The sequence below is a fragment of the Pseudomonas sp. PDM15 genome, assembly GCF_014851565.1.
Taxonomy (GTDB): Bacteria; Pseudomonadota; Gammaproteobacteria; order Pseudomonadales; family Pseudomonadaceae; genus Aquipseudomonas.
Genome location: NZ_JACVAA010000001.1, coordinates 366,074 through 391,262, shown reverse-complemented (window position 1 = coordinate 391,262; position 25,189 = coordinate 366,074). Strand labels below are relative to the sequence as shown.

At 67.2% G+C, this 25,189-nt stretch carries 25 protein-coding genes and 1 pseudogene; 18 read left to right on the top strand and 8 right to left on the bottom strand.

Annotated elements, in window-relative coordinates:
- Positions 1-139: 139 nt before the first annotated feature.
- Genes IB232_RS01800 through pdeM form a run of 4 tightly spaced genes read left to right on the top strand, consistent with a single transcriptional unit; the run spans position 140 to position 6,182 of the window.
- On the top strand, positions 140-1,165 hold the full coding sequence (locus tag IB232_RS01800) for a ligase-associated DNA damage response exonuclease (RefSeq protein WP_192396854.1): 1,026 nt from the start codon (positions 140-142) through the stop codon (positions 1,163-1,165).
- A complete protein-coding gene (locus IB232_RS01795) occupies positions 1,162-2,886 on the top strand; it encodes an ATP-dependent DNA ligase (RefSeq protein ID WP_192396853.1) in 1,725 nt (574 codons plus the stop codon). Before IB232_RS01800 ends, IB232_RS01795 begins: the two co-directional genes overlap by 4 nt.
- Positions 2,883-5,465 carry a ligase-associated DNA damage response DEXH box helicase gene (locus tag IB232_RS01790; RefSeq protein WP_192396852.1) on the top strand — a complete coding sequence of 861 codons (2,583 nt, stop codon included), beginning with the start codon at positions 2,883-2,885 and terminating at the stop codon, positions 5,463-5,465. The genes IB232_RS01795 and IB232_RS01790 overlap by 4 nt, the downstream gene beginning before the upstream one ends.
- 36 nt (positions 5,466-5,501) lie before the next feature.
- The gene (gene pdeM, locus IB232_RS01785; protein ID WP_192396851.1) at positions 5,502-6,182 is read left to right on the top strand and encodes a ligase-associated DNA damage response endonuclease PdeM; all 681 of its coding nucleotides are present in this window, start codon (positions 5,502-5,504) and stop codon (positions 6,180-6,182) included.
- Here pdeM and IB232_RS01780 read toward each other — a convergent pair.
- From IB232_RS01780 to IB232_RS01755, 6 genes are all read right to left on the bottom strand, one after another.
- Complete coding sequence (locus IB232_RS01780) at positions 6,157-7,314, bottom strand: phospholipase D-like domain-containing protein (RefSeq protein ID WP_192396850.1); 1,158 nt, start codon at positions 7,312-7,314, stop codon at positions 6,157-6,159. The two genes, pdeM and IB232_RS01780, sit on opposite strands and share 26 nt — an antisense overlap.
- The gene (locus tag IB232_RS01775) at positions 7,311-7,898 is read right to left on the bottom strand and encodes a YceI family protein (RefSeq protein WP_192396849.1); all 588 of its coding nucleotides are present in this window, start codon (positions 7,896-7,898) and stop codon (positions 7,311-7,313) included. The genes IB232_RS01780 and IB232_RS01775 overlap by 4 nt, the downstream gene beginning before the upstream one ends.
- 116 nt (positions 7,899-8,014) lie before the next feature.
- Positions 8,015-8,344, bottom strand: a complete 330-nt coding sequence (locus IB232_RS01770) for an amidase (RefSeq protein ID WP_192396848.1) — start codon at positions 8,342-8,344, stop codon at positions 8,015-8,017.
- On the bottom strand, positions 8,341-9,450 hold the full coding sequence (locus tag IB232_RS01765) for a serine hydrolase domain-containing protein (RefSeq protein ID WP_192396847.1): 1,110 nt from the start codon (positions 9,448-9,450) through the stop codon (positions 8,341-8,343). Before IB232_RS01765 ends, IB232_RS01770 begins: the two co-directional genes overlap by 4 nt.
- An 89-nt stretch (positions 9,451-9,539) precedes the next feature.
- Entirely contained in the window at positions 9,540-10,325 is a 786-nt protein-coding gene (locus IB232_RS01760; RefSeq protein ID WP_192396846.1) for an MBL fold metallo-hydrolase, read from the bottom strand.
- 227 nt (positions 10,326-10,552) lie between these two features.
- Complete coding sequence (locus tag IB232_RS01755) at positions 10,553-11,431, bottom strand: acyl-CoA dehydrogenase (RefSeq protein WP_192396845.1); 879 nt, start codon at positions 11,429-11,431, stop codon at positions 10,553-10,555.
- Positions 11,432-11,568: 137 nt separating this feature from the next.
- Here IB232_RS01755 and olsB point away from each other — a divergent pair, with 137 nt between their 5' ends.
- Together olsB and IB232_RS01745 are read left to right on the top strand one after the other, a co-directional pair.
- Positions 11,569-12,312, top strand: a complete 744-nt coding sequence (gene olsB / locus IB232_RS01750; RefSeq protein ID WP_192396844.1) for an L-ornithine N(alpha)-acyltransferase — start codon at positions 11,569-11,571, stop codon at positions 12,310-12,312.
- A 173-nt stretch (positions 12,313-12,485) separates the two neighbouring features.
- On the top strand, positions 12,486-13,256 hold the full coding sequence (locus tag IB232_RS01745; RefSeq protein WP_192396843.1) for a lysophospholipid acyltransferase family protein: 771 nt from the start codon (positions 12,486-12,488) through the stop codon (positions 13,254-13,256).
- A 126-nt stretch (positions 13,257-13,382) separates the two neighbouring features.
- Here the strand turns inward: IB232_RS01745 and IB232_RS01740 are convergent, their stop codons facing one another.
- Together IB232_RS01740 and IB232_RS01735 are read right to left on the bottom strand one after the other, a co-directional pair.
- Entirely contained in the window at positions 13,383-13,949 is a 567-nt protein-coding gene (locus IB232_RS01740) for an ACP phosphodiesterase (protein WP_192396842.1), read from the bottom strand.
- Entirely contained in the window at positions 13,946-14,971 is a 1,026-nt protein-coding gene (locus tag IB232_RS01735; RefSeq protein ID WP_192396841.1) for an AraC family transcriptional regulator, read from the bottom strand. The genes IB232_RS01740 and IB232_RS01735 overlap by 4 nt, the downstream gene beginning before the upstream one ends.
- A gap of 125 nt (positions 14,972-15,096) precedes the next feature.
- On the opposite strand from IB232_RS01735, the gene IB232_RS01730 reads away from it, so the two are divergent.
- The 12 genes and pseudogenes from IB232_RS01730 to IB232_RS23850 form a co-directional block, all read left to right on the top strand.
- Positions 15,097-16,257 (top strand): alkane 1-monooxygenase, encoded by a 1,161-nt coding sequence (locus tag IB232_RS01730; RefSeq protein WP_192396840.1) that lies wholly within the window; start codon positions 15,097-15,099, stop codon positions 16,255-16,257.
- Positions 16,254-16,421: a rubredoxin gene (locus IB232_RS01725; RefSeq protein WP_192396839.1), complete on the top strand. Its 168-nt coding sequence runs from the start codon at positions 16,254-16,256 to the stop codon at positions 16,419-16,421. The genes IB232_RS01730 and IB232_RS01725 overlap by 4 nt, the downstream gene beginning before the upstream one ends.
- Positions 16,422-16,566: 145 nt before the next feature.
- A complete protein-coding gene (locus tag IB232_RS01720; protein ID WP_192396838.1) occupies positions 16,567-16,872 on the top strand; it encodes an ArsR/SmtB family transcription factor in 306 nt (101 codons plus the stop codon).
- Between the two features lie 59 nt (positions 16,873-16,931).
- Entirely contained in the window at positions 16,932-18,101 is a 1,170-nt protein-coding gene (locus IB232_RS01715) for an MFS transporter (RefSeq protein WP_192396837.1), read from the top strand.
- Between the two features lie 16 nt (positions 18,102-18,117).
- Positions 18,118-19,167: an alkene reductase gene (locus tag IB232_RS01710; protein WP_192396836.1), complete on the top strand. Its 1,050-nt coding sequence runs from the start codon at positions 18,118-18,120 to the stop codon at positions 19,165-19,167.
- A gap of 166 nt (positions 19,168-19,333) precedes the next feature.
- A complete protein-coding gene (locus IB232_RS01705; protein WP_192396835.1) occupies positions 19,334-19,732 on the top strand; it encodes a hypothetical protein in 399 nt (132 codons plus the stop codon).
- Between the two features lie 116 nt (positions 19,733-19,848).
- Entirely contained in the window at positions 19,849-20,016 is a 168-nt protein-coding gene (gene napE, locus IB232_RS01700) for a periplasmic nitrate reductase, NapE protein (RefSeq protein WP_192396834.1), read from the top strand.
- Positions 20,017-20,055: 39 nt separating this feature from the next.
- Positions 20,056-20,322 (top strand): chaperone NapD, encoded by a 267-nt coding sequence (locus IB232_RS01695; protein WP_192396833.1) that lies wholly within the window; start codon positions 20,056-20,058, stop codon positions 20,320-20,322.
- Positions 20,323-20,346: 24 nt separating this feature from the next.
- Positions 20,347-22,851, top strand: a complete 2,505-nt coding sequence (gene napA / locus IB232_RS01690; protein ID WP_192396832.1) for a nitrate reductase catalytic subunit NapA — start codon at positions 20,347-20,349, stop codon at positions 22,849-22,851.
- Between the two features lie 10 nt (positions 22,852-22,861).
- Positions 22,862-23,350, top strand: a complete 489-nt coding sequence (locus IB232_RS01685; protein ID WP_192396831.1) for a nitrate reductase cytochrome c-type subunit — start codon at positions 22,862-22,864, stop codon at positions 23,348-23,350.
- A gap of 9 nt (positions 23,351-23,359) precedes the next feature.
- Positions 23,360-23,959, top strand: coding sequence for a cytochrome c3 family protein (locus IB232_RS01680; RefSeq protein ID WP_192396830.1), 600 nt, complete (start codon positions 23,360-23,362; stop codon positions 23,957-23,959).
- A 253-nt stretch (positions 23,960-24,212) separates the two neighbouring features.
- Positions 24,213-25,037: pseudogene (locus IB232_RS23850) on the top strand (DUF4034 domain-containing protein); the annotation flags it as partial.
- Between the last annotated feature and the right edge of the window lie 152 nt (positions 25,038-25,189).

Sequence of the window (25,189 nt, the reverse complement as noted above, 5' to 3'; positions counted from 1 at the left end):
CTCCCTGGCCACACAGGCCATGGAGGGCACGGCGCTGTTCACGCCCTGCGCAGCGGCGCATTCCACCCTAACCTTTTGTCCTGCACATCGGTCTTAACCGACAACGCGCCTCGCGCCCGCAGCAGGACTATCGACATTCATGGACCTGGTCATCGCCCGCCCCGAAGGCCTCTACTGCCCGCCCGGCGATTTCTATATCGACCCCTGGCGCCCGGTCGAGCGCGCCGTGATCACCCACGGCCACGGCGACCATGCCCGCGGCGGCAGTCGCCACTACCTGGCCGCCGCGCCCGGTGCCGGCATCCTGCGCACGCGCCTGGGCGGCGACATCAACCTGCAGACCCTCGACTACGGTGAGCGCCTCGATCACCACGGCGTGACACTGAGCCTGCACCCCGCCGGCCACGTGCTCGGCTCGGCCCAGGTGCGCCTGGAACATCGCGGCGAGATCTGGGTCGCGTCCGGCGACTACAAGGTCGAACCGGACGGCACCTGCGCGCCATTCGAGCCGGTGCGCTGCCATACCTTCATCACCGAATCGACCTTCGGCCTGCCGATCTACCGCTGGCAGCCGCAGGCGCAGATCTTCGCCGGCATCGATGACTGGTGGCGGCAGAATCAGGCCGCGGGCCGCGCCAGCGTGCTGTTCTGCTACGCCTTCGGCAAGGCGCAGCGCATCCTCCACGGCATCGATGCGAGCATCGGGCCGATCCTCGGCCACGGCTCGATGGAGCCGCTCAACCAGGTCTACCGCGACGCCGGCGTGCACCTGCCGCCGACCCTGTACGCTGGCGATTTCAAGAAGAGCGACCCGCTGCTGCGCCAGGCGCTAATTCTCGCCCCGCCCTCGGCCGGCGGCAGCACTTGGATGCGCCGCTTCGGCGACTACAGCGACGCCTTCGCCAGCGGCTGGATGATGCTGCGCGGCACGCGCCGACGGCGCGGTGTGGACCGCGGCTTCGTGCTCTCCGACCATGCCGACTGGCCGGGCCTGCTGTGGGCCATCGAGCAGACCGGCGCCGAGCGGGTGTTCGTCACCCACGGCTCGGTCAGCGTGCTGGTGCGCTACCTGCGCGAACAGGGCCTGGACGCCCAGGGCTTTGACACCGAATACGGCGATGAAGACGAAGCGGCGCCCGCCGCAGAAGCGGAGCCGAGCCCATGAAGGCCTTCGCCGAACTCTACGGGCGCCTCGACGCCACCACCTCGAGCAACGCCAAGCTCGCCGCGTTGCAGGATTACTTCCGCACGGCCAGCGCCGAGGATGCCGCCTGGGCGGTGTACTTCCTCGCCGGCGGACGCCCGCGCCAGCTGGTACCGGCCAAACAGTTGCGCGAGCTGGCGATGCAGGCGGCCAACCTGCCGGAGTGGCTGTTCGAGGAAAGCTACTCGGCGGTCGGCGACCTGGCCGAGACCATCGCCCTGCTGCTGCCCGAATCCAGCCATGAATCGGATGAAGGCCTGGCCGTATGGGTCGAGGACAAACTCCTGCCCCTGCGCGGCCTGCCGCCGGAAGAACTGGCCGCGCGCCTGCCGGCATTCTGGGCCCAGCTCGACCGCCAGGCGCTGATGGTGTGCATCAAGCTGATCACCGGCGCCTTCCGCGTCGGCGTGTCCAAGCTGCTGGTGACCCGCGCACTGGCCAGCCTCGCCGACCTCGACGCCAAGCGCGTGGCCCAGCGCCTGGTCGGCTACACCGACCTGTCGCACCGGCCCAGCGCCGAAAGCTACCGCCGCCTGATCGCCGCCGAATCGGACGACGAGCACGCCCAGCGCGGCGGCCAGCCCTACCCGTTCTTCCTCGCCCACGCTCTGCAACTGCCGGTGGAGAAATTCGAGGAAAGCCTCGGCCCGGTGGAGGCATGGCAGGTGGAGTGGAAGTGGGACGGCATCCGCGCCCAGCTGGTCAAGCGCGACGGCCGCCTGTGGCTGTGGTCGCGCGGCGAGGAGCTGATCAGCGAACGCTTCCCCGAGCTGGACGAGCTGGCAGCGCGCCTGCCGGATGGCACGGTGATCGACGGCGAGCTGGTGGTCTGGCGCCATCCGCCGCCCGACGCCAAGCAGGTCAGCCTGATGAACGTCGGCAGCGCAAAGCTGGAGGCGGACGTGGAAGATGCAGTCGAACGCTACGGCATCCAGCCCTTCGCATTGCTGCAGCAGCGCATCGGGCGCAAGACCCTGGGCAAGAAGATCCTTGAGGAGGTGCCGGTGGCCGTGCTCGGCTACGACCTGCTGGAGTGGCAGGGCCACGACTGGCGCAGCCGCCCGCAGCATGAGCGGCGCGCGCAGCTGGAACAGGTGATCGCCGCCTGCGCCAGCCCCCGGCTGATGCCCTCGCCGCTGCTGCACGGCGACAGCTGGCAGGCGCTGGCCGAGCAGCGCGAAGCGTCGCGCCGCCTCGGCGTCGAGGGGATGATGCTCAAGGCCCGCGACGCCCTGTACGGCGTGGGCCGGACCAAGGACATGGGCGTGTGGTGGAAGTGGAAGGTCGACCCATTTAGCGTCGACGCCGTGCTGATCTACGCCCAGCGCGGCCACGGCCGGCGCGCCAGTCTCTACAGCGACTACACCTTCGCCGTGTGGGACGGCCCGCCGGATGCCAGCGAGCGCAGCCTGGTGCCGTTCGCCAAGGCCTATTCCGGGCTGACCGACGAGGAGATGCGCAAGGTCGACGCCATCGTGCGCAAGACCACCGTGGAGAAGTTCGGCCCGGTGCGCAGCGTCACCCCGACCCTGGTCTTCGAGCTGGGCTTCGAGGGCATCGCCCTGTCCAAGCGCCACAAGAGCGGCATCGCCGTACGCTTCCCGCGCATGCTGCGCTGGCGCCAGGACAAGCGCGTGGAGGACGCCGACACACTGGCCATCCTCCAGGACCTGTTGCAATGAGCCTGGCCGGCGCCTGGTTCGTCCAGCGCGGGTGGAAGGCCTTCGCGTTCCAGAAGGAAGTCTGGCAGGCCGTGGCCAAGGGCGAGTCCGGCGTGCTGCATGCCACCACCGGCTCGGGCAAGACCTACGCGGTGTGGCTGGCCGCGCTCGAGCGCTTCGCCAAGGCCACGCCGGCCACTACCGCCAGCGGCCAGCCGCGCAAGCGCCAGCCCGCCGCCGCGCCGCTCGGCGTGCTGTGGATCACCCCGATGCGCGCCCTGGCTGCCGACACCCAGCGCGCCCTGCAGGCACCGCTGGACGACCTCAACATCGCCTGGAGCGTCGGCCTGCGCACCGGCGACACGGGCAGCAGCGAACGTGCACGCCAGGGCCGCAAGCTGCCCAGTGCGCTGATCACCACTCCGGAAAGCCTGACCCTGCTGCTCACCCGCAGCGATGCCGAGGCGCAGTTCGCCGGCCTGCGCATGTTGGTAGTGGACGAGTGGCACGAGCTGCTCGGCAACAAGCGCGGCGTGCAGCTGCAACTGGCGCTGGCGCGGCTGCGCCGGTGGAACCCAGGGCTGATCGTCTGGGGCCTGTCGGCGACCCTGGGCAATCAGCAGCACGCGCTGCAGGTGCTGCTCGGCGACACGCCGGGGCGTCTGGTGCAGGGCAAGCAGGACAAGAGCCTGCGCATCGACACCTTGCTGCCGCCGGGCATCGAGCGCTTTCCCTGGGCCGGCCACCTGGGCCTGCGCATGCTGCCGCAGGTGGTCGAGGAGGTCGAAGCCAGCGGCACCAGCCTGCTGTTCACCAACACCCGCTCGCAGGCGGAGATCTGGTACCAGGCGCTGCTCGACGCACGGCCGGACTGGGCCGGGTTGATCGCCCTGCACCACGGCTCGCTGTCGCGCGAGGTGCGCGACTGGGTCGAACTGGGCCTCAAGGAAGGCCGGCTGAAAGCCGTGGTGTGCACCTCTAGCCTCGATCTGGGCGTGGACTTCCTGCCGGTGGAACGGGTGCTGCAGATCGGTTCGGCCAAGGGCGTGGCGCGCCTGCTGCAACGGGCCGGGCGCTCCGGCCACGCACCGGGGCTGCCCTCGCGCATCAGCCTGGTGCCGACCCACGCGCTGGAGCTGATCGAAGCCGCCGCCGTGCAGGACGCGGTCGCCGCCGGGCGCGTCGAGGCCCGGCAATCGCCGGACAAACCCCTCGATGTGTTGGTCCAGCACCTGGTCAGCATGGCCCTCGGCGGCGGCTTTCGACCGGACGAACTGCGCGAGGAAGTGCGCAGCGCCTGGGCCTATCGCACGCTTACCGACGAGGAATGGCAGTGGGCGCTGGCCTTCGTCCGCCACGGCGGCAACTCGCTAACCGCCTACCCCGACTACCAGCGTGTCGAGCCCGACGAACAGGGCATCTGGCGCGTGCCCAATGCGGCGCTGGCCAGGCGCCACCGCATCAGCGTGGGCACCATCGTCAGCGATGCCAGCATCGCCGTGAAGTTCTGGGCCAAGGGCGGCAGCGGCCGCTCGCTGGGCAGCGTCGAGGAAGGTTTCATCGCGCGCCTGCGCCCCGGCGACTGTTTCCTCTTCGCCGGGCGCCTGCTGGAATTGGTGCGGGTGGAGAACATGACCGCCTACGTCAATCGCGCCACGTCGCGCAAGGCCGCGGTACCACGCTGGAATGGCGGGCGCATGCCGCTCTCCAGCGAACTGGCCGACGCCGTGGTGGCGCGCTTCGGCGAAGCGGCGCAGGGCCGCTTTCGCGGCCCGGAAATGCAGCTGCTGCGGCCGCTGCTGGACGTGCAGCAGGCCTGGTCGGCGCTGCCTACCTCCGAGTCGCTGCTGGCGGAAACCCTGCATTCGCGCGAGGGCTGGCACCTGTTCCTCTACCCCTTCGCCGGGCGCAGCGTGCACCTGGGGCTGGCCAGCCTGCTGGCCTGGCGCCTCGGCCAGTTGCAGCCGGCGACCTTCTCCATCGCCGTCAACGACTACGGCCTGGAGCTGCTCTGCGCCAGCCCGGTGGATTGGCCGCGCAGGCTGAACAACCAGTTGCTGCGCGGCGACGATCTGCTGCACGACGTGCTCGCCAGCCTCAACGCCGGCGAGCTGGCGCGGCGGCGCTTTCGCGAGATCGCCCGTATCGCCGGGCTGGTGTTCGGCGGCTACCCCGGCGCGGCAAAAAGCGCGCGACAGCTGCAGGCCTCCAGCGGACTGTTCTTCGATGTGTTCCAGCAGTACGACCCCGGCAACCTGCTACTGACCCAGGCCCAGGAAGAAGTGCTGCGCCAGGAGCTGGATGTGCAGCACCTGCAGCGCACCCTACAGCGCCTGCGGGAATTGCGCCTGGACCTGCGCGAGGTGAAACGCCCGCCACCGCTGGCCTTTCCCTTGCTGGTGGAACGCTTTCGCGAGAGTCTCAGCTCGGAGAAGCTGGCCGACCGCATCGCCCGCCTGCTCGCCGACCTGGAGAAGGCCGCCGGGCCTGGCGCCTACCAGGCCGAGAACGCGCCCGAAGTGGAGCGCGAACGACCGCGGGCGCGCACACCGCGGCAGAGCAAGAATGGGCTGCCGCGAGTAAAGAAACGTACCGGCTAAACGAACAGGAGGAGCCGCGTCATCGACCCTACCCACGTGCCCACGCCCGCTCTCGCCGTGCAGCTCGCCGGCGAGGAAGTCTGGCTGCTGGCCGACAAGGCGCTGTACTGGCCGGGCGGCGAAGCGTTGCTGATCGCCGATATCCACTTCGGCAAGGCGGCGGCCTACCGCGCCCTCGGCCAGCCGGTGCCGCAGGGCACCACGAGCAACAACCTGCAGCGCCTGGATGCGCTGCTGGCGCAGTACCCGTGCCAGCAGCTGATCTTCCTCGGCGACTTCCTACATGCGCGCGGATCCCATGCGCCGGCCACCCTGGCGGCGCTGCACGCCTGGCGTGAGCGCAATGCCGAGCTGGCGATCCTGCTGATCCGCGGCAACCACGACCGCAGCGCCGGCGACCCGCCTGCGACGCTGAATATCCGCGTGGTCGCCGAGCCGCACCTGCTCGGCCCGTTCGCCCTGCAGCACGAGCCCGCCCCGCATCCGAGCCACCATGTACTGGCCGGCCACGTGCACCCGGTATGCATGCTGCGCGGGCGCGGCCGGCAGCGCTTGCGCCTGCCCTGCTTCAGCCTGGACGACGGAGTTTGCCTGCTGCCGGCCTTCGGCGCCTTCACCGGCGGCATGCAGGTCGCCCCGCAGCCGGGACGGCGGTTGTATGCGGTCGGTGATGGCGGGGTATGGCCGCTGGCTAGCGGCGACGGTCCAGCAGGTTGACCGCCAGGCGATCCAGCCAGCCCCATAGGCGCTGCTGGATGCGCTTGAACAGCGGCCGGCGATGCCAGTCTTCCAGGGTGATTTCGCGGCTCAGCGCGAAGTCGGCGAGGAAGCTGTCCTCGGCGGCAGCGGTCAGCTGCGGATCGAGAGCCTCCAGGTTGGCTTCAAGGTTGAAGCGCAGGTTCCAGTGATCGAAGTTGCACGAGCCGACGCTGACCCAGTCGTCCACCAGCACCAGCTTCAGGTGCAGGAAGCGCGGCTGGTATTCGAAGATGCGCACCCCGGCCTTGAGCAGCCGCGGATAGTAGCGCTGGCCGGCGAAGCGCACCGGCGGATGGTCGGTGTTGCGACTGGTCAGCAGCAGGCGCACATCCACGCCGCGAGCGGCAGCGCGGATCAGGAAGCGGCGCACCTTGCGACTGGGCAGGAAGTACGGCGTGGCCAGCCACACCCGCCCCTTGGCGTGGCCAATGCTGCGCAACAGCGACTGGACGATGTCCAGGTGCTGGCTGGAGTCGGCGTAGGCCACGCGCCCCATGCCGCGACCGGCCGGTGGGCAGGGCGGCAGATGGGCCAGCCCCGGCGCCTGGCCCGGACGCCACGGGCTGCGGCCCTCGCAGGCCAGCCACTGGTATTCGAATAACGAGCGCCAGTGCGCCACCAGCGGCCCCTCGATACGCACCATGACCTCGTGCCAGTAGTCGTCCTGGGCCTGGGTGCTCCAGAACTCGTCGGTGGCCCCGGTGCCGCCGACGTACACGCAGCGCTCGTCCACCACCAGCATCTTGCGGTGATCGCGGTACAGGTTGCGCAGGCCGCGCCGCCAGCGCAGCGGATTGTACTGGCGCAGCTGGATGCCAGAGCTGGTGAGGCGCTCCCGCGAAGCCTGGCCGAAGCGCAGGCAGCCGAAGCCGTCGAACAGGCAGTACACCCGCACGCCGCGCCCGGCGGCGGCGCACAGCGCCTCCACCAACGCTGCGCTGCAGTGGCCGTCTTCCACCAGATAGAGCTCCAGCAGCACCAGCTGCTGGGCCGAGGCGATGTCGGCGAGCATGGCCGGCATGAAGGCCGGGCCGTCGATCATCAGTTCGAAGCGGTTGCCGGATTTCCAGGGGAAGATGGCGCCTGTCATCGCGAGGTGAAAATCATCACCGCGCCGACCGGTACCGACAGGCTGATATTGGATAGCCTGGCCACCTTTGCCAGGGCCTCGACGCCCTCCTCCAGGCCGAAGTGCTCGGCATGCAGCACCAGCGGCGCCAGGGTCACCACCTGGAAGCGTTGGTCGTCCAGGCGGGTGGCCAGCAGCTCGGCCATGTAGGCGTGCTTGCGTCCGCGAATCTCCACCTGCACCGGCAGGCTCAGCTCCAGCTGAGCACCGGGAGCCAGGTCGGTGATCGGCGCCAGGTTGAGCTGGGCCATGATGTGCGCGTCGGGAAATTCCTCGGTGGCGAACAGCAGGTTGCGCAGGCGTTCGTCGCGGACCGGGATGCCGGTGCTCACCGACTCCATCTCGACGCGCAGGCGCACGGCGCCCTTGTCGTCGATCTTGCCGTGCAGGGTGAGGAAGCGATGCACCTCGGAGAGGTTGCCGGCCTTGGTGGAGATGAAGGACAGGCGCGAGGACTCGTTGTCCAGGTACCAGGCGGCCTGCGCCGGCAGGGCCAGGCAAGTGGCGAGAAAAGCGCCGGTCAGGATGCGAAGGGGCTTGGCCATGGGCTCACTTGTGTTGCGGTTTGAGCGCAACGATAGCGGGACGACGCGGCCTTGCCAAACGCCGGGCCGTTGCAAGCTGTGGCAGAGCACCGAGCAGCCGGCAGCGGCCGGTGTACTCAGAGCGGATCGGCCTCGACCTGCAGCCGGCAGCCCTGGCGCTGGTCCAGCCAGGCGGCGGTCTGCGTACTGCCCAGGCCGCGGGCGGTCACCCGCTTGCGCTCGACGTCGTCGCGCAGCTCGCTCAGGGGCATGTACAGCTTGACGTAGCTGACGCAGTAATCGGCCGGGTTGCCGCTGACGTAGCGGCAGGAGCAGTACTCCTTGGCCGAGTAGGCGCCGACGATGCCGGGGAAGGAAGCCAGGTGCACGCGGTTGACCCAGGCCAGCAGGGCCAGGCCGACCAGCAGCAGGAAGAATGCGGAGAGGAAGGGACGACGGCGGATCATGGCTGTTCTCCGAAGGCGGCCTGCACCCGCTTGAGCAGTTCGTTATGGCTGTAGCTGCCGTCGCGGTCGTCGGCGTAGCGCACCACCACCAGCTTCTGTGCCGGCAGCACATAGAGCCCCTGACCCCAATGGCCGAGGGCGGCGAAGGTGGCTTCCGGCACATCCGGCCAGGGCTTGGCCTTGCCCTCCAGCGCCACGTTCAGCCACCACTGGCCACCGGGCACCGCGTCGTGCGGCTTGTCCGGGTTGGGCCGGTAGTTGGCGAACGGCGTGCGGCTGAACGCCACCCAGCTCTGCGGCAGCAGCTGGCGCTCGCCCCAGCGGCCGTCGCGCTGCATCAGCAGGCCGACGCGGCCCAGATCGCGGGCGGTCATGTAGGCGTAGGACGAGGCGACGAAGGTACCGCTGGCATCGCGCTCCCACACGGCCGAGCGGATGCCCAGCGGCTCGAACAGCGCGGTCCAGGGGTAGTCGGCGTAGGCCTGCTCGCCGACCATCGACTTGAGGCTGGCACCCAGCACATTGCTGTCGCCGCTGGAGTAGCGGAAGCGCGTGCCCGGCACCGCGTCCAGGCCGTGTTCGGCGGTGAACGCGGCCATGTCGCCGCGGCCACGGGTGTAGAGCATGGCCACCACCGACGACTTCAGCGGCGCGTATTCGTAGTCCTCCTGCCAGGCCAGGCCGGAGGCCCAGTTGAGCAGGTGGCCCATCTTCACGTCGGGATGCGCGCTGAACGGCGGGTAGTGCTTGGCCACCGCATCGTCGAGCTTGAAGCGGCCCTCGCCGTAGGCGGTGCCGAGCACGCTGGCGAACAGGCTCTTGCTGATCGACCAGGTCAGGTGCGGGGTCTGCTGGGTAGTCGGCGCGGCGTAGCGTTCGTAGACGATCACGCCGTCCTTGATCACCAGCAGTGCGTCGCTGCGCACGCCAGTGCGGGCCGCTTCATCGCGGTTGGGGAAGGCATAGTCGTCCAGGGCCTGGATGGCCGGGCTGGCGGCAGCCGGCTGGCTGCTCCAGTCCTCGGCCGGCCAGGTTTCCGCGGCCAGGGGGCCGGCGGCCAGCAGGCAGCCGGCCAGGGCGGTGCGACGCAACAGGGCAAGGGGCATCGGGCTCGCTCGCAAATTTGGGAGGAGCCGACGCTAGCACGGCGACGGTGAAGGAAAACAGCGCCTATCGCGCCAGAGCGCGAGACGAATCAGTCCGGCAGTCGATAGTCCTGCTGCGTCATCAGGTCAAGACCGCATTCCAGCTGTTCGATCCAGTCGAGGAAGGCATTGATCATCTGCGCACCGACAAAGGGCCGGCCGTGCTGCGGCACGATCATCGCCACGTCCATCTCGCGCACCATCTGCGCCCAAAAACGGCAGGCCTTGTTGCTGGCCATGTAGCGGCGGTGGAAGCCGGCCATGTGGGGGATGTGCGCGGCGAAGTCGCGCACCGGGCTGGCGTCGTCGACCATCGAGGCGCCCATGTCGCCGGAGAAGAGAATTCGGCTTACCGGGTCGTACAGCTGGAAGTTGCCCACCGAATGCAGGAAGTGCGCGGGCACCGCCTTGAGGTTGCACTGGCCCAGCGGAATCGCCTGGCCACGGTCCGGCAGGGCGATGATGCGGTCGTAGGTGCAGATGCCGTGGCTCAGGGCCAGGTAGTTGGCGGTGAGGTGCGGCAGGAAGCGCGCCCACAGCTTGGAGCAGATCACCCGCGCGCGGGTGTGCAGCAGCCATTTGTCCAGGGAGGCGATGATGTCCGGGTCCTGGTGCGAGGCGAAGATATAGGTCAGCGCCTGCACCGGGATGTGCTTGGACAGCTCCAGAGAAAGCGGGGTGTAGGTCAGATCGCCGCCCGGATCGAGCAGCAGGTACTGCTCGCTGTCGGTGATGAGGAACTGGTTGGACTGCACACCTTCGCCGCTGACCAGGTCATCGAACATCAGGCATTGATGGGTGCCGTTATCGAACAGCACGATGGGCTCGCGACGCATGTAAACCTCGGGAAAACAGAGCGAGGCGAGCTTAGGCGCGGGGCCGGCGGGGCGTACTGATCTGGATCAAGCGGGAGGGGGAATAGCCCCGTTGCCGGTAGCACCCTCACCCCCGGCCCCTCTCCCGAGGGGAGAGAGGTGGCGTTCTACACCAGCCACGTAGGGTGGACGACGCTCTGCTCATCCACCATGACCCCGCGCGGTGGATCGGTGAGGCGCGATCCACCCTACAACTGCAGTGCTGTCAGGGCTTTTTCCAAACGCTTCTCGCGGGCCGTGCGCGCCACTTCGAGCAGGTTGCAGTCGCGCGCCCACAGCGCCGCCCACTCATGCGGGCCGGCGGCGATGGCGGCGTCCAACTCCGGGCGCAGCGCCTTGAACTGGGCGAACAGCCCGGCCAGCAGCACGTGGGTGACCGGATCGCTGGGGTTGTGCCGCGCCACTTCGGCGCAGCCGCCGAGCAGCGCCAGCAGACGCAGGGGCAGGTCCTGCGGCCACTGGCTGTCGCGACCGACGCCATATAGCCAGGCGCTCAGAGCGGCCAGCACGTGCAGGTCCTCGATGCTGCGGAAGGGTTTCACGTAGCTGTCCCAGCCATCGCCCGGCAGCAGTTCGCAGAGGGTGTTGTCCAGATGCAGGCGAGCGTGGCCGATGTCCGGCATCAGCGGCAGCGCCGGCAGCGGCTCGATCCGCGCACCCGGCGCGCCGCTGCGCACCACGCCCACGGCCAGGCGCGGTGCGCCCTCTTCTTCCACCCGCGCCGCCACCAGCAGCCAGTCGGCGGCATCGGCGGCGGTGACGAAGTCCTTGCGCCCGGTCAGGTGCAGGCCGCTCAGACGCGTCTGCAGGTCCGCCGGACGGGTGCTGCGGTTCTCGGTCACGCACAGCGCACCAAGGCTCAGCGGCGCCGCCGGCCACAAGGCGCGCAGTGCGCCCTGGTAGCCGGCGAGAAACGCCAGGCCAGGGGTAGCCGCCAGGCGCCCGCCGAGCACGGCCAGGGCGAACGGAGCGCCATCGCCGACACGCTCCAGCAGCGCGGCGTACCAGTCCTCCAGGTTGCTCGCGCTCAGGCGGTCACGGGTTTCCAGCAGGGGTTGCCAGGGCATCACATAAGTCCTCGTCGTCTGTCACACAAGCATCACCGAATCTTCATGGAGGTGACACCGGGTCTTCCTAGCCTGAGCTTGCCCAACAACATCGACCGGCCGCAACCCATCGCAGGCTGGCTCACGGAGGCTAATCGATGACCCAGATCGCCCGAACTGCCGAACGCCGCCTGCAAGCCGAACGTTTGATCGGCCCGGATGCGCTGCGCGAAGCCCAGACCCTGCGCTACGCCGTGTTCAGCCGCGAGTTCGATGCCAAGCTGAAGGGCGCCGAGCTGGGCCTCGACATGGATGACTACGACCCGCACTGCAGCCACATCGGCGTGCGCGACCTGAACAGCGGCAAGCTTGTGGCCACCACTCGCCTGCTCGACCACCAGGCCGCCGCCAGCCTGGGGCGTTACTACAGCGAAGAAGAGTTCAGCCTGCACGGCCTGGCCCACCTCCAAGGCCCGGTGCTGGAGATCGGCCGCACCTGCGTCGACCCGGCCTACCGCAACGGCGGCACCATCGCCGTGCTGTGGAGCGAGCTGGCCGAAGTGCTCAACGAAGGCGGCTATCGCTACCTGATGGGTTGCGCCAGCATCCCCATGCAGGACGGCGGCATCCAGGCCCAGGCGATCATGCAGCGCCTGCGCGAACGCCACCTGTGCACCGAACACCTGCGCGCCGAGCCTCGCAACCCGCTGCCGGCCATGGACCTGCCGGGCAACGTCATCGCCGAGATGCCGCCGCTGCTCAAGGCCTACATGCGCCTGGGCGCCAAGGTGTGCGGCGAGCCGTGCTGGGACCAGGACTTCCAGGTCGCCGACGTGTTCATCCTGCTCAAGCGCGACGAGCTGTGCCCGCGCTATGCACGTCACTTCAAAGCTGCCGTCTGAGAACCTGTCCCGGATCTCTTGATCGTCGGCCATGCTGCGTTGAAATCGGGCTCGGACTGCTCATTTACACTTCGTAAACTCCGCGTCCTCGCCCAATTTCGCCTTGCCTAGCTCTAGCTCAAAAGACCCGAAACAGGTTCTGGCAGTCCTTCCGTCAGCGTCCGAGTGCCACGATGATCAAACTCCGCCTCTACCTGCGTCTCATCCGTCTGGCCGCCGTGTTGCTGCTCGGCATGCTGCTGGCCAGCGGTGTTGCCCTGGCCGAGCGTGTACGCCGCGGCGATCTGATGGGCCTGCGCCAGCGCCTCACCGCCTGGTTCATGCGCCGCCTGAGCCACGCCCTGCCATTCGAGGTCGAGGTGCAGGGCGAACTGCCGCAGGGTCCGCATCTGTGGCTGAGCAACCATGTGTCGTGGACCGATATCCCGCTGCTCGGTCAGCTGCTGCCGCTGTCGTTCCTGTCCAAGGCCGAGGTGCGCACCTGGCCGCTGGCCGGCTGGCTGGCGCACAAGGCCGGCACCCTGTTTATCCGTCGTGGTTCTGGGGACAGCGCCCTGCTCGCCCGCCAGTTGCATCGCCACCTGAGCGCCGGGCGCCAGTTGCTGATCTTCCCCGAAGGCACCACCACCGACGGCCAGCAGATACGCACCTTCCACGGCCGCCTGCTGACTAGCGCCATCGACACCGGCACACCGCTGCAACCGGTGGCGATCCGTTACCTGCGCGACGGCGAGACCGACTTGGTCGCTCCCTTTATCGGCGACGACGACCTGCCCTCGCACCTGCTGCGCCTGTTCGCGGCAGATCGCGCCAAAGTGCAGATCCAGCTGCTCGCGCCCATTGCCAGCGCCGGCCAGGAACGCAACGTGCTGGCGCGCCAGGCGCAACGGGCGGTGCAGGTGGCGTTGTTTGGCGAACCGCAGGAGCAGTCGCAGGCGGCCTGATGGCATGCGCTGTATGCCTGCAGCGAGTACACCCTAACGTCCCGCACCAACCTGTCAGGTAGGGTGGATCACGCTTCACCGATCCACCGGGCGGTGTGATGGTGGATGAACAGAGCGCCATCCACCCTAGGATCTGGCGAACACCTGCAACTGCGGATAGAACTCGCGAAAGTCGTCGCTGAGCGGCTCGTACAGCCGCTCCAGTTCGCCCATGGCACCATCCAGCATCTGCGGCCGTGACAGGCGGCGACTCATGCCCAGCAGCACCTGCTCCAGCACGGCGAAATCCCTGTAGCTGCCCAGCCAGTCCTGAGCGGCCATGCGCGGGGCGATATAGGCCAGGCGCTCCGGCAACTCGGGCTGCGCGGCCAGCACCCGGTAAACGCGGCCGGTGAACTGCGCCAGCGGCTCGCTGGCGAACTCGGCCCAGTCGCGAGCCAGGCAATGGTCGAAGAACAGGTCGAGCAGAATCCCCGAGGTGCGCCGCCGCTCGGTGGGAAAGCGCGCTCGGGCCTGCTCGACCAGTGGGTGGCGATCGGTGAAGGCATCGATGCGTCGGTGCAGCTGAATACCGGCCTCGATGCCGGCCGGAAAACGCCCTGCCAGCGGCCCTTTGACGAAGTCGCCGTACAGGCTGCCGAGCAGCTGCTGCGGGGCGTCGCCGCCTAGGTGCAGGTGGGCCAGATAGTTCACGCCGCCCCCTTGCGCCAGGCGTTGGGCGTCATGCCCAGCCAGCGGCGGAAGGTGCGACTGAAGTTGCTGGTGTCGCGATAGCCCAGGCGCTCGGCCACCGCCTCCACGCTTAGCGGCGTGCTCTCCAGCAGCCAGCAGGCCAGCTCCTGGCGCACCTCGTCGAGCAGTTGCTGGTAGTGCACGCCCTCGTCGCGCAGGCGGCGGATCAGCGTGCGTTCGGACAGGTGAAATTCGTCCGCCAGTTGCTCCAGCGTCGGGTAGCTGCCATCGCAGGCCACCAGGCGCAGCTGCACCCGGCTGGTCCAGTCGCCGCCGGGGCTGGCGCCCTGCAGCTGGTGCTCGCAATCACGCAGCGCGATGCGCGCGGCCTGGGGATCGGCGCTCAGGCTGGGGCGGTCCAGCCACTCCAGCGGCAGGCTGACACTGAAGCGCTCGGCGCCGAAGCTGACGCCGGGGCCGAGTAGCTCGCGATAGCGCGCCGACCAGGGCGGCTCGGCAAAGGGGAAGCTGAATGCCAGGCAGTCGTCCGGCAACACGCCGCATACTGCCTCCAGCAGGCGCAGGCAGACGCCGGCCAGGCTGGTGAAGATGTGCTCGCGCACGTTACCCAGATCGAACAGCTCCTCGACGCAGATGCGGTAACGCTCGCCTTCGATCTCGCCACCGAGACGCAGGCTGGACAGGCGTAGCACGCTGAAGCGCTCCAGCACCGCCAGCACGCCGCGCAGGTCCGGGCACAGGGCGGCCGCGTAGCCCACCGGGCCGTGGGCCGACACCGGCATGGCGCAGCCGACTTCCAGGCCCAGCCACGGGCAGTCGGTGAGCTGGATGCCGCGACGGATCAGGCGCTGCACCTGGGCGAAGTTGAGTGGGCGGTTGTCGCGGTGCAGGTGCGCCCAGTCCAGCCCGGTGCCGTGCAGGATCTCGGCTTCGCCGAAGCCACGCTGGCGCAACGCCGCGCACAGCAGGCGGGCGTAGATGGGGTGCAGGCAGGGTTGCAGCGGGGCGAGATTCGGGTCCATGGCGGCGGTCCGCGCGCGGAGTGGACTGTCACCATATGACGATTTTCTGCCCAGCTCAACGGTTATGCCACTGGCCGCGCCAGCGCATGCTGGACCCAGGTCGAAGAACCGTGGAGAGAATAAAAATGCAAACCACCCTGCCCTACCGTGACAGTAAACGCCCGTTGTGGCTGCTGTCGCTGCTCGTCCCCTGCCTGGGCCTGATCGGTCCCGCGCTGTATCTGCTGGTAGCGCCGCACGACGCCTGGCTCTGGCTGCCGCCGGTGTTCTTCTACTTCGGCGTGCCGCTGCTCGATGCGCTGATCGGCGAAGACCCGAGCAATCCGCCAGAGTCCGAAGTGCCGGCGCTGGAGGCCGACCCCTACTACCGCTGGATCACCTACCTGCTGGTGCCGGTGATGTGGGCGGCCTTCATCGCCACCACCGCCTTCGTCGCCACCCAGCCGCTGGCCTGGTACGGCGTGCTGGCGATGATCATCAGCACCGGTGGCGGTCTCGGCTTCGCCATCAACCTCGGCCATGAGATGGGCCACAAGAAGAGCGCGCTGGAACGCTGGCTGGGCAAGCTGGCGCTAGCCGTGGCCTGCTACGGGCACTTCTACATCGAGCACAACCGTGGCCACCACCGCGACGTGGCCACCCCGGTGGACCCGGCCTCGTCGCGCATGGGCGAGTCGATCTACCGCTTCGTCCTGCGCGAGATGCCCGGCGGCTTCCGTCGCGCCTGGCAGCTGGAGAAGGAGCGCCTGGCGCGCTGCGGCAAGCGCACCTGGAGCCTGGACAACGAGGTGCTGCAGCCGGCGCTGGCCAGCCTGGCACTGTACGGCGGACTGACCCTGGCGTTCGGCCTGGCGATCCTGCCGTACCTGCTGCTGACCGCCGTGTGGGGCGCCTTCCAGCTGACCTCGGCCAACTACCTGGAGCACTACGGCCTGCTGCGCCGCAAGCTGGACAGCGGCCGCTACGAGATCTGCCAGCCGCATCATTCGTGGAACAGCAACCACCTGTTCTCCAACTGGGCGCTGTTCCACCTACAACGACATTCCGATCACCACGCCCACCCGACGCGGCGCTACCAGTCGCTGCGCAACTTCCCCGACCTGCCGCGCCTGCCCAGCGGCTACTTCGGCATGTACCTGGTGGCCTACGTGCCGCCGCTGTGGTTCCAGGTGATGAATCCACGGCTGATCACTGCCGTGCACGGCGATGCGGCGCGGATCAACTTCCAGCCCGGCCAGCGCGAGCGCCTGATGCGCCGCTACGGCCTCCACGAGCAAAGCGCATGAGCCGCCACCGCTGCCCCGAGTGCGGCTACTGCTACGACGAGGCCAGGGGCGAGCCGCACCATGGCTACCCGCCGGGCACACCCTGGGAAGAACTGCCAGACGACTTCGCCTGCCCGGACTGCGCCATCCGGATGAAGGACGAGTTCGAGGCGCTGGAGGACTGACGCTCGTCACCGAAAAGGAGCCATCCATTGATGGCTCCACCTCATCCCATCAGCTGCACTGATAGTCAGTATCGGCACAAACGATCTACATATCGGATCAACCCGATATATAGTTCGTCTCAACCCGATACGCGACCGTAGCAGCATGACCGAATCCATCGACATCGACGAAATCATCAAGGCCCTGGCCCATCCGGTCCGCCGCGAGATCCTGCAATGGCTCAAGGAGCCGGAGAAGCATTTCGCCGACCAGGACCACCCGCTGGAGCTCGGCGTCTGCGCCGGCAAGTTCGAGCGTTGCGGCCTGTCCCAGTCGAGCGTGTCGGTGCACCTGGCGACCCTGCAGCGTGCCGGTCTGGTGACCTGTCGCAAGGTCGGCCAGTGGAGTTTCTTCAAGCGTAACGAGGAGGCCATCCAGGCCTTCCTCAAGAACCTCGACGCCCAGCTCTGAGCGGATGCCTGCCCGCAGCAGGCCACCTCTTCCCAACCGATCTTCCAGGAGCCGGCCCCATGCCGTTACCGCTTCTCGTCCTCGCTCTGTCCGCGTTTGCCATCGGCACCACGGAATTCGTCATCATGGGCCTGCTGCCCGAGGTGGCAGCCGACCTCGGCGTGTCCATCCCCGGCGCCGGCTGGCTGGTCACCGGCTATGCCCTGGGCGTGGCGCTGGGTGCGCCGTTCATGGCCCTGGTCACCGCCAACTGGCCACGCAAGCTGGCCCTGTTGGCACTGATGGGCATCTTCGTGCTGGGCAACCTGCTCTGCGCCACCGCCGCCGACTACGAACTGCTGATGGTCGCCCGGGTGGTCACCGCGCTCTGCCACGGCGCCTTCTTCGGCATCGGCTCGGTGGTCGCCGCCAGCCTGGTACCGGAGAACCGCAAGGCCTCGGCCGTGGCCCTGATGTTCACCGGCCTGACCCTGGCCAACGTGCTCGGCGTGCCGCTGGGCACCGCGCTCGGCCAATACGCTGGCTGGCGCTCGACCTTCTGGGCGGTGACCCTGATTGGGGTGATCGCCTTCATCGGCCTGTGGCGCGTACTGCCGAGCAATCGCGAACAGCAGCCGGCTGACCTGCGTGGCGAGCTGAAAGCCATGCGCGGTGCCGGGCTGTGGCTGGCGCTGAGCACCACCGTGCTGTTCGCCGCCGCCGTGTTCGCCCTGTTCACCTACATCGCCCCGCTGCTCGGCGAAGTCACCGGCGTGTCGCCGCGTGGCATCACCTGGACCCTGCTGCTGATCGGCGTGGGCCTGACCCTCGGCAACCTGATCGGTGGGCGTCTGGCCGACTGGAACCTGGCCAAGGCGCTGGCCGCCATCCTGCTGACCCTGGCCCTGTTCTCCACCCTGGTGCGCTGGACCAGCCCGCTGCTGATCCCGCTGGAGATCAATCTGCTGCTCTGGGCCATGGCCGCCTTCGCTGCTGTGCCGGCCCTACAAGTCAACGTGATGAACTTCGGCAAGGCCGCACCCAACCTGGTGGCCACCCTCAACATCGGCGCCTTCAACCTGGGCAACGCCCTCGGCGCCTGGGTCGGCGGCCTGGTCATCAGCCAGGGCCTGGGGCTGACCAGCGTACCGCTGGCCGCCGCCGTGCTGGCCGCGCTGGCGCTGGTCGCCGCCCTGCTCACTTTCTCCTTCGGAACTGGCGCAAGCCAGGCCGAAGCTCTGCTCGACTAAGCCTGGAGGCTGCACCATGACTACCCTGTTCGACCCCATCAAGCTCGGCAGCCTGGAGCTGCCCAACCGCATCATCATGGCCCCGCTGACCCGCTGCCGCGCCGACGAAGGCCGCGTGCCCAACGCGCTGATGGCCGAGTACTACGTGCAGCGCGCCTCGGCCGGCCTGATCCTCAGCGAGGCCACCTCGGTGACGCCGATGGGCGTGGGCTACCCGGACACCCCCGGCATCTGGTCGGAGGATCAGGTACGCGGCTGGCACAACATCACCCGCGCCGTGCACGCCAACGGCGGGCGCATCTTCCTGCAGCTGTGGCACGTCGGCCGCATTTCCGACCCCATCTACCTGAACGGCGAACTGCCGGTCGCCCCTAGCGCCATAGCGCCGGCCGGCCACGTCAGCCTGGTGCGCCCAATGAAGGGCTTCGAGACCCCGCGCGCCCTGGAAACCGAGGAAATCGCCGACATCGTCGAGTCCTACCGCCACGGCGCCGAGAACGCTAAGGCCGCCGGCTTCGACGGCGTGGAGATCCACGGCGCCAACGGCTACCTGCTCGACCAGTTCCTGCAGAGCAGCACCAACCAGCGCAGCGACCAGTACGGCGGCTCCATCGAAAACCGCGCGCGCCTGCTGCTGGAAGTCACCGACGCCGCGATCTCGGTGTGGGGCGCCGATCGCGTCGGCGTGCACCTGTCGCCGCGCCGCGACCTGCATGACATGGGCGACGACAGTCCGCGCGAGACCTTCGGCTATGTGGCTCGCGAGCTGGGCAAGCGTGGCGTGGCCTTTATCTGCACCCGCGAGCGTGAGGACGAGGACAGCCTGACGCCCTTCATCAAGGAGCAGTTCGGCGGCCTGGTCATCGCCAACGAGCGCTTCACCAAGGATCAGGCCAACGCCTGGCTGGCAGATGGCAAGGCCGACGCCGTGGCCTTCGGCGTGCCCTATATCGCCAACCCGGATCTGGTCGAGCGCCTGGCCAAGGATGCCCCGCTCAACGAGGCACGCCCGGAGCTGTTCTATGCCCAGGGCCCGGTCGGCTATATCGACTACCCACGCCTGTAAGCGCATCGTCACGGATGCACCAAGCCCCGCTCAGACGGGGCTTTTTCATGGGCGGATTGAAACCGCGCGGTGGCGCCGTGCCACCTGAGGATCGGTCGCGGAGGCCGACGGGAGGTTGGCATGCCCGCTGGGCAAGCATGAAGCCGGCTGGCTATGATCGACACCCATGTCATCCCCACCCCAGCTCCGCCAACCCTGCCCACCCGGCGCCTGCGACTGCGAGCGCGAGCGGCTGCTGGACAGCCCCGGCAGCGACGTGCGCATCCTGCTGCTGACCCGCAACGAGGAGCAGCGCCTGCTGGAGCGCCTGGAGAACCTCAAGAGCCTGGACGACCTGCGGCACATGCAGCAGCGCATGTACGAACAGCTCGGCATTCGTGTGGAAGTGGTGCCGGGCCTCAATGAAGTACGCAGCATGCGCGGAATCGCCATCACCATCGGTCCGCTGCCGGGCCTGTGCCGCAAGACCCGCCAGGCGATTCCCGCCGCCATCCGCCGCGGCCTGGAACGCCAACCGGAAATCGCCTACCGCCTGCTCGACTCCCACGACCTGCTGGGCAGCTAGCCCTTGCGCGCACCCCGGCCGGGACGATAAGTCGCAGCGCAATAGCCGCACATTGAGTAGTGCCATTTCAGCTTCTTGGTCTAGGCTGATGCTGTCGTAGAAGGAGATGCGTCGCCATGACCGCCGAAATCAAGTCTGACGACAGCAAAGGCAAGGAAACCCGGTTGTTCCTGTTCCTTGTGGTTTGCCTGTTCCCCCTCCTCTCCGTGGCCGTCGTTGGCGGCTACGGCTTCCTCGTCTGGATGTACCAGCTGTTCGCCGGCCCGCCCGGCCCTCCCGTGTAGCGCTCCCCCCAGAGATCAACGCGCCCCGGAGTCCAGGCAGTGCCAGACAGCATTCAGATCGCCAGCCTGATCGTACATACCCAACCCGCCCTGTTGGCGGCGGTGAAGGCCAACCTGCGCCAGCTGCCCGGCCTCGAACTGCATCAGGAAAGTCCCCAGGGCAAGTTGGTCGTCGTGCTCGAAGCGGAGGACGAGGCACAGATTCTCGCCATCCTCGACGCCATCCAGAACCTGCCAGGCGTGCTCAACGCAGTATTGGTCTACCACGAAGTCCTCGAAGAACAGGACTCGCCCGCCCATCCGTGAAGGGCACAGCATCGGAGATGCCTGATGAAACTGAGCAGACGTGAATTCGCCAAGGCCAACGCCGCCGCCATCGCCGCGGCCGCCGTCGGCCTGCCGATCTTCAGCAGCGCCAGCAACCTGGTCACCGAGGCGGACATGACCCGCCTGGACTGGAACAAGGCGCCCTGCCGCTTCTGCGGCACCGGCTGCAGCGTGATGGTCGCCACCCGTGACGGCAAGGTGGTCGCTACCCATGGCGACATCAAGGCCGAGGTCAACCGCGGCATCAACTGCGTGAAGGGCTACTTCCTGTCGAAGATCATGTACGGCAGCGACCGCCTGACCGAGCCGCTGCTGCGCATGAAGGACGGCAAGTACGACAAGCAGGGCGAATTCCAGGCCATCACCTGGGACCAGGCCTTCGACATCATGGCCGAGAAGTTCAAGGCCTCGATCAAGGCCAAAGGCCCGGAATCGGTCGGTATGTTCGGCTCCGGCCAGTGGACGGTGTGGGAAGGCTACGCGGCCAACAAGCTGATGAAGGCCGGCTTCCGCTCCAACAACATCGACCCCAACGCACGCCACTGCATGGCCTCGGCGGTGATGGGCTTCATGCGCACCTTCGGCATGGACGAGCCGATGGGCTGCTACGACGACATCGAGGCCACCGACACCTTCGTGCTGTGGGGCTCGAACATGGCCGAGATGCACCCGGTACTGTGGTCGCGCGTTACCGACCGCCGGCTCAGCGCGCCGCAGGTCAAGGTCGCCGTACTGTCCACCTTCGAGCACCGCAGCTTCGACCTGGCCGACATCCCCATGGTGTTCAAGCCACAGACCGACCTGATCATCCTCAACTACATCGCCAACCACATCATCCAGAGCGGCGCGGTGAACAAGGACTTCATCGGCAAGCACGTGAAGTTCGCCCACGGCGCCGAGGACATCGGCTACGGCCTGCGCCCCACCGACCCGCTGGAGCAGAAGGCGAAGAACGCCGACAAGGCCAACACCTGGACCGACATCTCCTTCGAGCAGTTCGCCGAGTACGTCAAACCCTACAGCCTGGAGCGCGCGGCCGAGGAGTCCGGGGTCAGCGCCGAACGCCTGCAGAAGCTGGCCGAGATGTACGCCGACCCCAAGCGCAAGGTCATGTCGTTCTGGACCATGGGTTTCAACCAGCACACCCGCGGGGTGTGGGCCAACAACCTGATCTACAACATCCACCTGCTCACCGGGAAGATCAGCGAGCCGGGCAACAGCCCCTTCTCCCTCACCGGCCAGCCTTCGGCCTGCGGCACCGCCCGCGAGGTCGGCACCTTCTCCCATCGCCTGCCTGCCGACATGCTGGTGGCCAACCCGAAACACCGCGCTACCGCCGAGAAGATCTGGAAGCTGCCGGCCGGCACCATCCAGGAGAAGCCCGGTTTCCACGCCGTGCAGCAGAGCCGCATGCTCAAGGACGGCGTGCTCAACGTGTACTGGACCCAGGTCAGCAACAACATGCAGGCCGGGCCCAACATCATGGGCGAGGTGTTGCCGGGCTGGCGCAACCCGGACAACTTCGTGATCGTCTCGGACGTCTACCCCACCGTCTCGGCCCAGGCCGCCGACCTGATCCTGCCCAGCGCCATGTGGGTGGAGAAGGAAGGCGCCTACGGCAACGCCGAGCGGCGTACCCAGTTCTGGCATCAGTTGGTCAAGGCGCCGGGCCAGGCGCGCTCCGACCTGTGGCAGCTGGTGGAGTTCTCCAAGCGCTTCACCACCGACGAGGTGTGGCCGGCCGAACTGCTGGCCAAGGCCCCTGAACTGAAGGGCAAGACCCTGTTCGAGGTGCTGTACAAGAACGGCCAGGTCGACGCCTACGCCAATGACGAGATAGCCAAGGGCTACGCCAACGCCGAGGCCGAGGCCTTCGGCTTCTATATCCAGAAGGGCCTGTTCGAGGAGTACGCCGCCTTCGGCCGTGGCCACGGACATGACCTGGCGCCGTTCGACGCCTACCACGAGGCTCGCGGCCTGCGTTGGCCGGTGGTGGAAGGCCAGGAAACCCGCTGGCGCTACCGCGAGGGCCACGACCCCTACGTGGCCAAGGGCAGCGGCGTGCAGTTCTACGGCTACCCCGACAAGAAGGCGATCATCTTCGCCCTGCCCTACGAGCCGCCAGCCGAGGCGCCGGACAAGGACTTCCCGTTCTGGCTGAGCACCGGCCGAGTGCTCGAACACTGGCACACCGGCAGCATGACCGCGCGGGTGCCCGAGCTGTACAAGGCGGTGCCCGACGCCCTGGTCTACATGCACCCCGACGACGCCCAGCAGCTCAAGCTGCGCCGCGGCAGCGAGGTGAAGGTGATCAGCCGGCGCGGCGAGATGCGTGCCAGGGTCGAGACCCGCGGGCGCAACAAGCCGCCGCAGGGCCTGGTGTTCGTACCCTTCTTCGATGCCAACAAGCTGATCAACAAGGTCACCCTGGACGCCACCGACCCGATTTCCAAGCAGACCGACTACAAGAAGTGCGCGGTGCGCATCGAACTGATCAGCCTGGCCTGAGGAGACAGCCATGAAACGCATGACCATCGCGCTCCTGGCCGTGTTGTGCAGCCTGCCGCTGCTGGCCGAGGACCTCGCCTACCCGCTCAACGCCCCGGCGCCGGACGGTCGTCGCCCCGGCGGCACCATCGCCGAGGAGCTGCCAACCCCGGTACTGCCCAACGACGAGAACAAGGACCTGCGCCGCGAGCGCAACTATCCCGAGCAGCCGCCGACCATTCCGCACAGCATTCGCGGCTATCTGATCGACACCAACAGCAACAAGTGCCTGACCTGTCACAGCCGGGCCAGCAGCGAGCGCACCCAGGCGCCGATGATCAGCATCACCCACTACATGGACCGCGACGGCCAGCCCCTGGCGGCCGTGGCGCCACGCCGCTACTTCTGCACCCAGTGCCACGTGGCGCAGAAGGAGGTGCAACCCCTGGTCGGAAACGACTTCGAGAATATCGACCAGTTGCTCCAGCGCAAAGCCGCGGGCACCGCCGACAAGCCCTGAGGAGGCGATATGAAAGCATTGATCGCCTGGCTGCTGGGCTACTGGCATGTCCTGCGCAAACCCAGCGTGCACTACAGCCTGGGCTTCCTGACCCTGTCCGGCTTCATCGCCGGCATCGTCTTCTGGGGCGGCTTCAACACCGCCCTGGAAGCCACCAACACCGAGGCCTTCTGCATTTCCTGCCACGAGATGCGCGACAACGTGTACGTGGAGCTGAAGGACACCATCCACTACACCAACCGCTCCGGCGTGCGCGCCACCTGCCCGGACTGCCACGTGCCACACCAGTGGACCGACAAGATCGCGCGCAAGATGCAGGCCTCCAAGGAGGTATGGGGCAAGATCTTCGGCACCATCAACACCCGCGACAAGTTCCTCGAACACAGGCGCGAGCTGGCCGAGCACGAATGGGCCCGGCTCAAGGCCAACGACTCGCTGGAATGCCGCAACTGCCACAACTTCGAGTTCATGGACTTCACCCGCCAGGGCCAACGGGCACGGCAGATGCACTCCACCGCGCTCGCTTCCGGCGACGCCACCTGCATCGACTGCCACAAGGGCATCGCCCACCACCTGCCGGACATGAGCGGGGTGAAAGGCTGGGAGTGAGCCGGCAGGAACGAAAAAGCCCCGCATCGCGGGGCTTTTTCATGGACTGAGCGTGCTCAGATCGAGTCGAGATAACGCTCCACATCCAGCGCCGCCATGCAGCGGCACCCTGATAAAGACGCTTACCGCTGGCTCCCGCAGGATGCAAATTCCGATCGCAGCTGCCGAATACCTGAAAGCTGATCAAGCGGTTTGGCTATCTCTAGAGAACAGGTAGGATAACGCGGCAAACTACCCTAGGAATTCAGTAGTCATGAAAGGAATCTTGGCCTCAGCCGCCGCTTTTCTTCTCGCCTTGAGCAACTCGTACCTGCATGCCGAGCAACTTGAGTTCTCCTTCGAGCAGTCCCCAGAGCAGTGGGCCTTCCAACTGGACGCGGCGGGGCAAGCTTCGCAAAGCGATGAGCGACTGGAAATCCGCACCACCAGCCTCACCATCAAGAACAATCCCAAGCATCAAACCAAGAAGTGGGTCGACTACATAAGGCTCGACTTTGCCTATCGCAAACCCGATGGTGCTTGGGACATTGTCAAAACAGGCACTCCAGTCATGGTCAACAAGATCCTGGCGCCTAATGAAAGCCTGCGCATCGACAAACCGCTCAGTAGCGCGCTGGATGCGCCTAGAGACAAGCAAAACAAGTACTGGGCCGTAATCACTCTGGGCACCAATGACGGTGGCACCATCTACACCCACTCCCGCGACGACTTGTTTGGCTCTTGGACTGAAACTAGCCCCAGCGAACTCTCAGAACTGGAGCTGCGTGAGTCCCTGGAATCCAAATCGGCCATGTTGTTCGAATATGATGAATTTGACGCACTGGACAAGGACGCCAAGGACTACCTGGAGAATGCTCGCCGTACGTCTAGCGGCCTCTGGTATTTGACGCTGTTCGACACCGGCATCATGGGTTTCGCAAACCGCCGAGCCTACGAGGACCAATCCTGGGATGGCCTTGAAGAGAAAGCCAAGGCCTGGATCGAGGCTCGACCGGACTCTGCAGCAGCCCAGGTCACCTACGCCAAATTTCTTATCCAGCACGCCTGGCAATATCGCTCCGACAACTCCAAAGCAGACTTCCTGAAAAACTGGCTCTTCAACCACTACATCGAACGTGCCCAGAAGGTGCTAGAGGAAAGCAAGAGCTTCGCCTCGAGCGACCCTCGTTGGTACGAGGCCATGTTCCTGGTCGCCACAGCGCACAACTGGGAAGAAGAGAAGTTCCTGGC